Source organism: Myxacorys almedinensis A (genome assembly GCF_010091945.1).
In the GTDB taxonomy this organism is placed as follows: Bacteria; Cyanobacteriota; Cyanobacteriia; order Leptolyngbyales; family Leptolyngbyaceae; genus Myxacorys; species Myxacorys almedinensis.
The window spans coordinates 1-12,967 of sequence record NZ_WVIE01000011.1; the positions used below are offsets into that span (position 1 = coordinate 1).

Genomic DNA, 12,967 nt, shown 5'->3' on the forward strand with positions numbered 1-12,967 from the left:
TTGGGAGTCGCTGGAGTTTTTGGCGGCGCCCTGTTCTCCGCCATGCACGGGTCGCTGGTGACCTCATCCTTGGTGCGAGAAACGAGCGAGAACGAATCGCAGAACAGCGGGTACAAATTTGGGCAAGAAGAAGAGACGTACAACATCGTGGCAGCGCACGGCTACTTCGGTCGGTTAATCTTCCAATATGCCTCGTTTAACAACTCGCGTTCGTTGCACTTCTTGTTGGGTGCCTGGCCGGTCGTCGGCATCTGGTTCACTGCCTTGGGTGTGTCCACGATGGCGTTCAACCTAAACGGGTTCAACTTCAACCAGAGCATCATCGATTCTCAGGGACGGGTTGTCTCGACGTGGGCTGACGTAATCAACCGGGCAAACCTGGGTATGGAAGTGATGCACGAGCGTAATGCTCACAACTTCCCGCTTGACTTGGCGGCTTCAGAAGTAGCGCCTGTGGCACTCTCTGCTCCGGCTATCCACGGCTAATCTTCTGCTGATGCGATGATTTAGCTCTGCCCTCCCCATCCGGGAGGGCTTTTTGCGCTTGGATGTAAATAAACGTGGGTTAGGCAAAATATCGATTTGAATAGGTTTGGTTAGCTATACCCAGTTTGTCGAATTTCGTTGATCTCTATTTCTGTGCGATCGCTAGCAAATATCGGCAAAATCTCTACACCTCGTACATATTCAGCCTGTTCTGCTATCTTGCCGAAAAAGCCTTAAAATAGTACAAGTGTACGTAAACCTCACCGATGCCGATGCTTACTCTGCTGGCAGCAATGCCACAATCTGATCGACAAACGCCTGATGATCGACCACTGGCTTCGAGATATAGCCATCTGCGCCGCTTTGCTGGAGAAAATTCTCGCGATCGCCCTCCATCGCATGAGCCGTGACTAGAATAATCGGCAAGTCCGCCGTTTGCGGATCGCCCTTTAACAGTTGGGTTAGCTGAATCCCATTCACCGATTTTCCTTGATAAACACTGCGGGCGAGAGACACATCCATCAAAATAATGTCAGCTTCTCTAGATTGAGCGATGTGCATCACCTCATCTCCATCTTCGGTGTGCTTCACTGCTAGCCCCCCGCGCTTGGTCAAAATCTTTGAAAATACCCGTGCATTAATCAAATCGTCTTCTACAATCAAAACCGTTTTCATGAGGTAATCCTCTAGGGGCGACGCCCGGTCTATTTAAACAAATTTTTAGACAAACATACTACTAGCGTAAACAATAAGCCAGAATAAACAATCGCATCGACCCATAACGGATATCACCGCTTAGGAGACGCAATCCGGATAAGTATGACTACACTGAAGTTGCAACACCGTTTTCTAACGCTCGGAACCAAGGGACAGGACTCATGGCGAAACAATTAAATATTCTCCCAACAGGACAGGTTATCACGACTGCCCTACATACGGAGATGCAGCAATCATATTTGGAATACGCCATGAGCGTGATTGTCGGTCGAGCGTTGCCCGACGTGCGTGATGGGTTAAAGCCCGTGCATCGCCGAATTCTGTATGCCATGCATGAATTGGGTCTAACGCCTGATCGTCCCTATCGCAAGTGCGCCCGTGTGGTGGGAGATGTGTTGGGGAAGTATCATCCCCACGGAGATCAGTCGGTTTATGATGCCTTGGTGCGACTGGTGCAAGACTTTTCGAGTCGCTATCCGCTATTGGCTGGGCACGGTAACTTTGGCTCTGTCGATAACGACCCACCGGCAGCGATGCGGTATACCGAGACCCGGCTAGCTGCGATCGGTAATGAAGGATTGCTGAGTGAAATTGGCGAAGCGACGGTCGATTTTGTGGGCAACTTCGACAATTCTCAGCAAGAACCAACTGTTCTTCCGGCTCAACTGCCGTTTTTGATCCTCAATGGAAGTTCTGGGATTGCGGTGGGGATGGCAACCAATATTCCGCCCCACAACCTCAACGAAGTGGTCGATGGTTTGGTGGCGCTGATCGATCGTCCGATGCTGAGCGATGATGATCTGTTGGCGCTCATTCCAGGTCCTGACTTTCCGACGGGTGGGGAAATCATTGAATCGAGCGGTGTTCGGGAGGCGTACCTCACGGGGCGGGGCAGCATTCCGGTACGCGGCATCACCAATATTGAAGAAGTGAATGTCGGTCGGGGTAAGCATCGCAGAACAGCAATTATCATTACAGAGTTGCCCTATCAGGTGAATAAAGCTAGCCTGATTGAGAAGATTGCTGACTTGGTGAACCAGGGCAAGATTGAAGGCATCGGCGACCTGCGGGATGAAAGCGATCGCGATGGTATCCGAGTTGTGATCGAACTGCGGCGCGATGTTCATCCTCATAAAATTCTCAGCGATCTCTACCGACAAACGGCATTACAAAGCAACTTTGGGGCGATCTTGCTGGCGATCGAAAACGGACAGCCTAAGCAAATGACCCTCCGAGAATTGCTGCAAGGCTTTCTCGATTTTCGGGAAGTCACCCTTACCCGGCAATATCGCCACGAGTTTGAGCAAGCCGAACATCAACTTCATCTCGTCGAGGGTCGCTTGATGGCGTTGTCTAACCTAGACGAGGTGATCGGCATTTTGCGCCATGCGCCTGACGGTGGAACCGCAAAACTTCAGCTACAAGAGCAATTAGACCTCAGCGATCGCCAAGCCGATGCAATTCTCTCTATGCCATTACGCCGATTAACCGCGTTAGAGCATCAAAGTTTGCAAACCGAGCGCGATGAACTGGCAGCAAAGATGCAGGAATTGAACAAACTGCTGAACGATCGCCGAGAATTGCTCAAGGCATTGAAAAAAGACTTGCGATCGCTTAAAAAACAACACGGCGACCATCGCCGGACTCGCATCTTGAGCGGTGATACCCCTACCGGCGAAGCGCAACCTTCTACGTCGGCGGCTAGATCCGATGCGGTTTCGTCAAGCTTTGCCTTGCCCTTCGAGTTTGAGGAAGAGGTTCAAGAAGCGGTGGTTGAAATCACTCAACGCGGCTACGTGCGACGAATGACGCCAAAATCTTATGAGCGGCAGTCTCGCAATCGCAACGATGACACTACCACAAACGGACTCGAAGACGGAGACGATTTTGCAACGCACACACAATTTACAACGACTGGCGAAATGCTAGTGGTGTTTACTCGCAATGGTAAAGCCTATCCTGTGAAGGTGCAAGACATTCCACAAGCCACAGGTAAATCGAAGGGAACTCCGCTCGTGACACTGCTACCGGCTGCTGCCCAAGGCGATCCAGATACGATCGCAGGCGGGTTTATTTTGCCAGAAACCCTCGACGATCAATCGGTTCTGCTGCTCACCGGGCAAGGGCGGATCAAACGCTTGGCTCTGTCTGAGTTTTCTGATCTGACAGGGCGCGGATTGACCATCCTAAAACTCAAAGACGAGGATCAGCTTTTGTGCGTCAGCTTGGTGGAGCTTGGCGAACAGGTGATTTTGGCGACCTCTAGCGGGCGCGTGTTGCGCTTTAAAGTTGACGATGTTGCGATCGCGAGTCGCAGTGCTCAGGGCGCGATGGGAATGCGGGTTGGCAAGAAAGAAGCCATCATCGGATGGGCGATCGCAACTCAGGCAGATACGTTTCTCATGGTGTCGCAACAGGGCTACGCAAAACAAATGAAGATTGGGTCTCTTCGCGCTGCTACCCCAGGAGAATTAGGAACTCAAGTGTTTCAATTTACCAACAAAACTGACATTCTTGCTGGTGTAGTTGCCGTGTTACCTGAAGCATTGATCTTTCTATTAACAAACGAGAACCACTTAGCGCGAATTGATGTTGATGCGGTTGAGATTGGTCGTAAAGACGATAAGGGCGATCGCATTGTTAAACTCGGTAAGACAGAACGGCTTACTAGCCTGAGCCTGCCTATTCTCTTTGGGGGTGCAGCAGAAGAGCCTGATGAGTAAAAGTTGCCTTTACCAAGTTGAACCTGTGCCCATTTTGTCTGCGGATCGTCTATCTCAGGTCGCACTTGTAAAGCTGCTGCGATCGTAGATAGAACCGTGCCTATTATAGAAAATATCTGCCCCCAGATAGAACATATCGTGTAGGGCGCTTGTCCCAGCACTCGCTGAGGCAGACGCTTTATACTGGACAGCAAGTTTGATACGCAATGTTCGCTTTCTCAAGACAAGTGGAAGAAATCCGTTTCCCCATATTGTGACTAACAATTTCTGACTAACAGTTTGTGACCAACAATTGAGGCTTTCTAGCTTGATGAACGTGTTCTTCAAAATAGGAATATCCAGAAATGAAAAACTCGACTGACCCCATTGTTGTTGCCTGTGCAGCCGACGATTTCTTCGCAATGCCTCTCGCGGTCACTGCCTGTTCTATGGTAGAAAACCTTAACCCAGATTGCTGCATCGATTTCTATGTTCTAGACGGCGGTATCAAACAGTCGAATAAAGAAAAGATCATCGAGTCTTTAGAGGGCAAACCCATAGAAATTCACTGGGTTAAGCCCTGCTCTGACTATATGGAGAGGCTTTATTTTCAGGCGGATAGCACTTACCCAATTTCAGCTTATTATCGATTGTTATTGCCCGAAATTATTCCCGATCGCTATCAAAAAGTTATCTACCTCGATACCGATGTCATTCTGCTCGAAGATATCGCCAAGCTTTGGAACCTCGACCTCGGAGAATATTACATGTTAGCGGCTATGGATGCGGCTAACCAGAAGATGGATAGATTGACCCATCTCAAACATCTCGACCTAGATGCCATGGGCGTTTCGCGGGAAGATAAATATCTTCAGTCTGGGGTTTTGCTGATCGATTTGAACAAATGGAGAGCCGATCAAATTTCAGATAAACTCCTCGACTTTATTGCTAACCATCTCGAATTGCCCTATCCAGATATGGATGCGCTGAACTTTGTTCTCGCCGGAAAGTGGGGTGAACTCGATCCTCGGTGGAATCAAATTCCGGTTGTTCACAGCTTTGCATCTTGGGAAAGCAGCCCGTACACGCAGGAGCAGTTAGACAACACTGCTAACCGCCCTTTCATTATTCACTATGGTTCCAAGCCAAAACCTTGGGATCAAAGCTGTACACATCCCCAACAGTCTCTCTGGTACGATTATCTCCATCAAACGGCTTGGTCAGGGTGGGAAAATACGTTGCTTGAGCAGAACATCCTTTTGATGCGCCGTATTGGGCGTCGGTTAGTTAAAAGCACGAAAAAGCTCGTTGCAACCTCGTAGTTTGTCGCATTGGTGCTTGTCGCATTGGTAGAGAAGATCTTTAGGCATCCGGTTTTCTGAAAAACTGAGTGTCGCAGAAAACTGGCGGCTGATAACGCTGTTCTGATGATGTCGTTTGCGCCTTAATTTCAACGAATCAGCAATCAATACTATGCCTTTGTTGCCATATCCTAAGTTGAAGCGAAATCGTTGAGGTAGGTAGTTGGCAGTACCCCATCTTGCCCGACAGACTCATCTCAATGACAAGCATTGCTTGCTAAACCCACACAAACCAGCTTAGGACGCCATACTGTGTGGGCTAGACATCGAATTTGCAAGCAGCAAGCTAGACAGTTTGACCGGGCTTTAGCACAACTTTGATGCAGCCGTCCTGCTTGTGCTTGAAAGTTTCGTAGGCGTGCGGGGCTTGCTCTAGCGGCAGACGATGGGTGATCAGAAACGAGGGATCGATCTCGCCGTTTTGAATCCGTTCGGCTAACGGGCGCAAATAGCGATGCACATGCGTTTGTCCAGTTTTCATCGTCAAGCCTTTATTCATGAAAGCGCCCATTGGCATCTTGTCTACAAACCCGGTGTACACTCCCGGAACCGACACTGTTCCGCCTTTGCGACACGCTACGATCGCTTGACGCAACACATTGGGTCGATCGGTCTCCAGACGTGCAGCTTGCTTTACTTTGTCGTAGAACCCTTCCAAACCGAACCCATGCGCTTCCATACCCACGGCATCCATCACCGAATCGGGACCCATTCCACCCGTCATTTCGTTAAGGGCGTCGCCTACTTCGACTTCTGCAATGTTCAAAACTTCTGCGCCACCGTCTTTCGCCATCTGAAGACGTTCGGGCACAAGATCGATCGCGATGACCCGCTCTGCACCGAGTAAAAAGGCACTTCTAATCGCAAACTGCCCAACGGGCCCACACCCCCAGATGGCAACTGTATCTCCAGGCTGAATATCACAGTTTTCTGCTGCCATATATCCCGTCGGGAAGATATCGGTAAGAAACAAAACTTGCTCATCTGTTAATCCATCAGGAATCTTAAACAAGCCAACATCTGCAAACGGAACACGGGCATACTCGGCTTGACCCCCTGCATAGCCTCCGGTCAAATGCGAGTAGCCAAAAAGACCCGCTGGAGAATGCCCCATCTCTGCTTCTGCCATCCAAGCATTCGGGTTCGAGTTATCACACAGCGACCATAGCGTTCTTTGGCAGAAGAAACACGATCCACACGCGATCGCAAAGGGCACAACCACGCGATCGCCCAGTTTTACATTCTTAACCGAACGTCCCAGTTCTACGACTTCTCCCATAAATTCGTGTCCCAAGATATCGCCTTTTTGCATCGTGGGATTCCAGCCGTTGTAGAGGTGCAAGTCAGACCCACAAATCGCTGTAGACGTGATTTTGACCACGGCATCTCGTGGATTAATAATTTTGGGATCGGGTACGGTTTCGACCCGCACATCGTTCGTACCGTTCCAACATACTGCTTTCATAGTTATTTCTCACTTGTTAAGAATCTCTAGTTCCGATTAGCCATGACCCTTGGGCTGTTCTTCTGTAGTAGCAACTTCGCCAGTCTCTATGAGCAGTTTGAAGCCGCATAAACATGACCAAGCTGCCGTTCTAGCGCCTCGCCAAACAGATTGTCAACGGCATCTCTAAGTGCGCCCCACAGGCGGGTGATATTCTGTGCATTCCTGTCCAGCTAATCTACGGTGGTTAGTTAAAGCTTGCGCTACTCTCGCGATCGAACGGTTGAGGCAGGCACTATGCTTTGGCTTCAAGCCTAAAAACCTAGCAGCCGGATTGCGTCTCTCTAATGAGGGATCGCGTTCGGTTGATAGGCAGAGTAGCAAGTTGATGCTGTACCCCAAACTCTACCCAACGTGGGGTGTTGTCGATTAAATTGGCTTCCAAAATACAACAAAGCCGCGTGGTTGGCTCAATAGCGCCTTGCCACGGCGATCGCTACCATCTTTATTATTTCTGGAGAAAATACCGCTCATGGAGCCAAAGCAACTGAGTGAAGAACTGCGAAAAGGACAGAATCCTGACCTGACACGCCGCCGCTTTATCGTTGGACTTTCCTTTCTCGGCGCAACCATGGCAGAAGCTGTCTCGATGTATCAAGTCGGAATTATCGAAGAACTGCCTGACCTGCCAATCCCCGGAATTGATTCTAGCAAAGTCGATGCTTCAGACTACGCCTACCAGAACTTTGACACACCCGATGGCTTCATGATGCTAGCAAACTATTCGGTTACGGCATTGCTAGCAGGGGCAGGCGGTAAGGATCGAGCCACGCAAGCCCCCTTCTTACCGATCACAATGGCAGCAAAAACGCTGTTTGACTCTATCTTGGCACTGAGGCTAGCCCGCATTGAGTGGCGAGACAATGAAGCGCTATGTGCCTACTGCCAAGTTGCAACTTTGTGTTCACTCACCTCGTTCATTCTGGCCATTCCCGAAGCTAGAACGGCTTTTCAGCATCTATTTGGTCAACGCGATCGCGGAACTGCCTAAGCTATTCATGGTGCAGTTACCACCCGATCGCTATATTCAGGTCAACGGCATCAAGACGCGCTATTGGAGCTTAGGCACTCAGGGTAGCGTAGTCATCTTTATTCATGGCATCAGCAGTGCGGTTGAAACGTGGGCACTCAATATCGAGGCTTTGGCTCAACATCACCGAGTCTATGCCCTTGATCTGGTCGGGTCAGGGCGATCGGACAAGCCACTGGGGGTCTACTCGCTAGTTGCCTTGGCTGAGTTCGCCCATGCCTTTGCTGATGCCCTAACCCTCGATCGTTTCAGCTTAATCGGCAACTCGCTGGGCGGTGGAACTGCGCTGCAATTTGCTCTTTCCTACCCACAACGGGTTGAAAAGCTGGTGTTGGTCAATAGTTTGGGGCTGGGGCAAGCGGTTTCCTGGGGTTTGCGGCTGGCAAATTTGCCCTTCGTCGATCGCTTCTACAAGCCCACCCGCAGCAGCACTGCTTTCACGCTCAGACAGAGTGTCGATGATCCCTCCCTAATTACTGATGAGTGGATTGATACCTTCTACGAACTTCTCAGTCTTCCAGGCGCACCGGAAGCTGCGATCGCGCAAATTCGTGCCAGTGTTGATTGGTTCGGGGTGCGACCAGAGGTTTACCAGCCGCTCGTCAATGGCTTACCCACGCTCACAACCCCAACGCTCATCGTTTGGGGCAAGCAAGATCACATATTGCCAGTTAGCCACACACAAGTGGCGATACAACACTTGCCAAAGGCTCAGGTTCAGATTTTCGATCGCTGCGGTCATTGGTCTCACTTTGAGCAAGCCGCAGCATTCAACACGCAAGTCGCCAGATTTCTCGCACGTTCATCCTCATCAAATTGAACCTCCTAAGGCTAGCTCGAACGCTCTTGGGAAGCGACGGTTGGTTGGCTCGGCTGTTGAACAATCGGCTTCAGACCGAATAGGAACCGAGGGATATTAAACCGACGAATCAGCAATTCGTACAGCCCGATCGTTACGATCAAAGAAGCCGTGCTGATGATCCAAAACTTTGTCGCGATACCACTATTCCAGCGCACGACGTAGAATGCGATCGCAACTAACACCGTTTGATGGAGCAAATAAACCGGGTAAGCCGCTTCGTTAGCATAAGACAGCAGCTTACTGTTGAAATTTAGGAACCTCCGCCCCAACCCCAACAGCGCCAGCACCCAAAACCAGGAATTGCATCCTCGAAAGCCCTGATACGCCATATAAACCAGAGAGTAGGCACGATCAGGAATACGATCGCTCTGCCATAAACTTAGTAACAGTCCCATGCAGACGAGTGCTAACCCCAAGGCGGTGCCTAAATGCTTATCGATCGCGGTTCCAAATCGGGCGTCTGAGCACATCAGATAGCCGTAGAAGAAGTACAACACATACAAACAGAGATTCGCCCAGTCGTCATAGAGATTTTGAAACCCAGCCCAACGGGGGCGCAAAAGGCTTTCGATCGCTGCTAAGGGAAATGCCATCAGCAGCACGACGCCCGGTTTTTCGATCCAGTTTGTCAGCGTCAATCGTAGCGGTGCATCTAGTCTCCGCAAGTGCAGCAATAGCGGTAGCGCCACGAGTGAAAACGTAAACAGATAGATGAGAAACCAGAGATGCCCCCACTCAAAATTGCCGTGCGGGCGAATGCCATTAAAAAATTTAGGGTAGAACTGCCAATACGACTGGTCGTAAGTTGAATCGCTCAAAAGCCGCAAATAAACCTGCGGCGGAATCAGCACCAGCGTGCCAAACACAAACGGAATGAAGAGGCGCTGACAGCGTTCTTGAACATACTGCTGGGTCGATCGGTACGACAGCGCAAACCAAGTACCTGCTCCAGATATCAAGAAAAATAACGGCATATGCCACTGATGGATAAACAGAACAATGCTGTTCATCACTTGGCTCGATCGAGCGTTGCGGATGTAAAACTCACCCAAGTCACCCTGATAGAAAACCGCAGCGGTATGAAAGTAGAGCAATAGCAAAACAGCCAGCACTCTGAGCCAGTCAATGTCATATCGGCGTTGGCGCGACTGGGTTAACTGTTGTGTGTCCTCAGATGATGGCATGAAGGTGCAACAATCCAATCTTTCTCTCTGAGTTTAATCAGATTTAGAGCAATGCGAGTCAGGATTCAGCAAAAGCCCCCAGACATCGTTGAACGGATGAACTTGCTTGACTGCCTGCGTTCCCTGGTAAACCGGATGTCCCTCATTGACCCACTCAAAAATTGAGCCTTCCAAGTTGAACACATTCTTGTACCCCATGTCCTGCAACTGCTGCGCCAGACGAGCAGAGCGATAACCCACAGAACAATACGTCACAATAGGAGTGGAGTGGGTTAGATTTGTCCAATGGCTCAACTCGTTGAGATCAGAAGGTGCTAGGTTGGCATCTAACAGATGACTCACCTCATATTCCTTTGGCGTCCTAGCATCCAACACTAAAGGTCGATTCATTCCTGCTTGTGCAAACCACGCTGCCAGTCTTTGGGTAGAAAGGGACGGTACATTAGGAAATTGACGGTGAATTAGGCGTTTCATCAATGCCCAAGCGATCGCTTTTAGAAAACCCATACTGAAATTGAATGATTGGAGCCATGCTTAACTTTGAACCGTGGGACAGAATGTTGCATCAGTATGTTGATGCCCAAGGTCGAGTGAATTATCAAGCCTGGAAACTAGAGTCGGTGGAGGAGTTGCAGCATTGGCTCAGCGAACTCTCAAAGGTCAACCTGCAAGATTATTCTGATCCCAACCCACGACTTGCTCTCTGGCTAAACCTCTATAATGCCCTAGTCATCGCCCAGGTTCTGAAGTCCTATCCAATTCCGTCGATTCGTCCCCAGATTTTGGGCGTTCCAAACTGGATTGCCTTCTTCGGGTTCTTTTTGCGTCCAGTTTTCGCCTTAGGGGATCGGCGCTATAGCCTGAGCGATATTGAGAATGGTGTCGTGCGAGCAACGTTCAAAGACCCTCGCATTCACTTTGCCCTCGTCTGTGCAGCAGTGGGTTGTCCTTTACTGCGAAATGAAGCCTACCAGCCAGAACAGGTTCAGACCCAGCTTGACGAAGATGCCACTCGCTTTATCAACAATCCTGCTAAAGTCCGGTTTGATGCAGAAACTGAAACGCTTTATTGTAGCCCGATCTTCAAGTGGTATCGGCAGGACTTTCTGAACGTTGCCTCTTCAACTCCGACCTATATTCAGACCTACCTTGCCCCAAGGATTCTCTTGACTGACTCCACCCGTGTTCGGTATCTCGACTATGACTGGAGCTTGAATCAGCGAATGTCTTCATAAAAACGCTTGAGATAGGTTGCCGAAACTCCGATACCCCAAAGGAAGCCAATGTAAGCATAAATCGCGGTTGCCTTTAATGCTCCCCACTTTGCCACCCGCCGATCCGACGACTGCACCACTCGATTCACCTGGCGGATACGACCATAGCGACTTAGCTTGAGGCACAAGTCTGCTTCCTCCATAATTGGTAAAGCTGGATCAAAGCCACCACACCCGTGGAAGTCAGCGCGACGGCAGAACATGACCTGATCTCCAAACAGGAGGCGTAAGCCCTTGCACCAGAAAAGGTAAGGATGAAACAGCAAAGGAGCATAGTAGGTCTTTAAGTAATTGTGTAACGACACACTCCAGCGGGTCGTTTCAGCACCGGTCATAAGTGAAATAAAGCCACCACAAGCAACAGTGGAACCTGCCAATGTAGTCACAATCACGGCAACTAAATCATCGGGCACAAGGGTATCGGCATGTAGAAAACAAAGGATGTCTCCGGTTGCTACCTCTGCTCCTCGATTAAGCTGGATCGAACGTCCAGCTTGCTCTGAAACAATGACCTTAACGCCCATCGTTTGAGCGATCGCTGCCGTTTCGTCCTGACTGCCCCCATCAACGACCACAACTTCCCAGGCAGGTGGGTCAAGCAAGCTGAGACACCGCAAAGTCCGTCCTAGGGCGGCTGCTTCATTCAAAGTAGGGAGGATGATGGAAACACGAGCCATATTCTCATGAAGCTAAATAAATGTTGCCACTTGCTCAAGCGTATTCGAGCAGGGGTTCCAGGAAACCCTCTGTGGGTTGAACTAAACGCGATCGTCGTTCGATTCTGAGTAATTTGCGCCAAAGACGGCTGAATCGTGGCTTTATCGAGCATTAGAATTGGCGGCAAGGGTCGCGGTTTTGGTTCGGATGCCTAAGTGAAGAGAGCGATCGCACAGTTCTCCTACCTGGTCAGCGGACACAGATACCTTTTGCAACTCGCCGATTACTTGGCTTTGTTCCATCGCATTGGGATTGTTCGACTGCTGGCAGCCGTATTGCTCAAAATAAATAAGGGATTAAGCGTTTGGTACGCTGCATATATGCTTTGTACTCCTCTCCAAAATGTTGAAGCATCATCTGTTCTTCATTGCTGATTCGTAGAACGTACATGATGCCGAACGAGATCATTCCCGCTAAACCTGCAACCCAATTTGGAAGTAGCAGTGCTTGTGCCACACACCATAACCAGAAAGCTGCGTACATTGGGTGACGAATTTTTTGATAAATGCCACTGCTAACAAAGGTGTGCCCTTCTCTAATCTCTAATGTAGGCGACCAATTCCTGCCTAAATCATGGTGGGAACGCCAGAGTAGCCAAAGTGAAATCGCAAAGAAAATGGCTCCTAAATAGCCAGCCCAAAGAGATGAATGATAGTCAGCCGGACTGAGCCAGGGAGAAAAAACATAGATCAAGGGCAGAATCACCATTCCAACGTAGATAAGTACAAATAAGACTCGTTCTCGTAGGACAAGGCGAGCGGCTAACCGTTTAGTCTGTTTATCCCGTTTCTGATAGGGAGTACGAATCGCCCATGCAGCAATGAAGCCAACCATGAAGAGTATTTTTAGAGCCAGGGTGTCCATCATGTCTACCTTACTGCTGACAATATGCGAACTCCTGTAATTATTACCGACGCAGTATACCAATTAAATAAAGAAAGATTCTCAATCAATATTTGCTATCATTCTTAAAATTTCAAGTGGTCTTTGTATCGCGATGAAAACTTTCTAAAACTACCCCGATGACTGAAACGAAGTAGTCTAACGGTCTGCCTCACCCGCCCTGCTAGTAATCTCTTTCGTTCTCAATTAGCTAACTGAATGGGGTCGGTGTGCAAGCGAATTGTTAT

At 49.5% G+C, this 12,967-nt stretch carries 13 protein-coding genes; 6 read left to right on the forward strand and 7 right to left on the reverse strand.

The annotated features are described in order from the left end of the window. Positions 1–486 (forward strand): photosynthetic reaction center family protein (locus GS601_RS10965; RefSeq protein WP_476638886.1); only part of this gene is annotated, 486 nt, incomplete at its 5' end. A gap of 276 nt (positions 487–762) precedes the next feature. Here the strand turns inward: GS601_RS10965 and GS601_RS10970 are convergent. Next, positions 763–1,161, reverse strand: coding sequence for a response regulator (locus tag GS601_RS10970; protein WP_162423333.1), 399 nt, complete (start codon positions 1,159–1,161; stop codon positions 763–765). Positions 1,162–1,364: 203 nt separating this feature from the next. Between GS601_RS10970 and gyrA the strand changes: the two genes are divergently transcribed. Beyond that, positions 1,365–3,926: a DNA gyrase subunit A gene (gyrA, locus tag GS601_RS10975; RefSeq protein ID WP_162423334.1), complete on the forward strand. Its 2,562-nt coding sequence runs from the start codon at positions 1,365–1,367 to the stop codon at positions 3,924–3,926. A gap of 344 nt (positions 3,927–4,270) precedes the next feature. Further along, complete coding sequence (locus tag GS601_RS10980) at positions 4,271–5,227, forward strand: glycosyltransferase family 8 protein (RefSeq protein WP_162423335.1); 957 nt, start codon at positions 4,271–4,273, stop codon at positions 5,225–5,227. Positions 5,228–5,552: 325 nt separating this feature from the next. On the opposite strand, the gene GS601_RS10985 is transcribed toward GS601_RS10980, so the two are convergent. After that, positions 5,553–6,731 (reverse strand): zinc-dependent alcohol dehydrogenase, encoded by a 1,179-nt coding sequence (locus tag GS601_RS10985; RefSeq protein WP_162423336.1) that lies wholly within the window; start codon positions 6,729–6,731, stop codon positions 5,553–5,555. A gap of 511 nt (positions 6,732–7,242) precedes the next feature. On the opposite strand from GS601_RS10985, the gene GS601_RS10990 reads away from it, so the two are divergent. After that, positions 7,243–7,761: a vitamin K epoxide reductase family protein gene (locus GS601_RS10990; protein WP_162423337.1), complete on the forward strand. Its 519-nt coding sequence runs from the start codon at positions 7,243–7,245 to the stop codon at positions 7,759–7,761. Continuing rightward, entirely contained in the window at positions 7,733–8,620 is an 888-nt protein-coding gene (locus GS601_RS10995; protein WP_238393208.1) for an alpha/beta fold hydrolase, read from the forward strand. Before GS601_RS10990 ends, GS601_RS10995 begins: the two co-directional genes overlap by 29 nt. Before the next feature lie 11 nt (positions 8,621–8,631). Here GS601_RS10995 and GS601_RS11000 read toward each other — a convergent pair whose 3' ends face one another. Then, complete coding sequence (locus tag GS601_RS11000; protein ID WP_162423339.1) at positions 8,632–9,846, reverse strand: acyltransferase family protein; 1,215 nt, start codon at positions 9,844–9,846, stop codon at positions 8,632–8,634. A gap of 33 nt (positions 9,847–9,879) precedes the next feature. Continuing rightward, complete coding sequence (locus GS601_RS11005) at positions 9,880–10,353, reverse strand: rhodanese-like domain-containing protein (protein ID WP_162423340.1); 474 nt, start codon at positions 10,351–10,353, stop codon at positions 9,880–9,882. A 23-nt stretch (positions 10,354–10,376) separates the two neighbouring features. On the opposite strand from GS601_RS11005, the gene GS601_RS11010 reads away from it, so the two are divergent. Beyond that, positions 10,377–11,081, forward strand: coding sequence for a DUF547 domain-containing protein (locus GS601_RS11010; RefSeq protein WP_162423341.1), 705 nt, complete (start codon positions 10,377–10,379; stop codon positions 11,079–11,081). Here the strand turns inward: GS601_RS11010 and GS601_RS11015 are convergent. The 3 genes from GS601_RS11015 to GS601_RS11025 form a co-directional block, all read right to left on the reverse strand. After that, complete coding sequence (locus GS601_RS11015) at positions 11,063–11,797, reverse strand: TIGR04283 family arsenosugar biosynthesis glycosyltransferase (protein WP_162423342.1); 735 nt, start codon at positions 11,795–11,797, stop codon at positions 11,063–11,065. The genes GS601_RS11010 and GS601_RS11015 overlap by 19 nt on opposite strands. 141 nt (positions 11,798–11,938) lie before the next feature. Then, the gene (locus GS601_RS11020) at positions 11,939–12,079 is read right to left on the reverse strand and encodes a hypothetical protein (RefSeq protein ID WP_162423343.1); all 141 of its coding nucleotides are present in this window, start codon (positions 12,077–12,079) and stop codon (positions 11,939–11,941) included. A 37-nt stretch (positions 12,080–12,116) separates the two neighbouring features. Further along, positions 12,117–12,704, reverse strand: a complete 588-nt coding sequence (locus GS601_RS11025) for a protein-S-isoprenylcysteine O-methyltransferase (protein WP_238393209.1) — start codon at positions 12,702–12,704, stop codon at positions 12,117–12,119. Between the last annotated feature and the right edge of the window lie 263 nt (positions 12,705–12,967).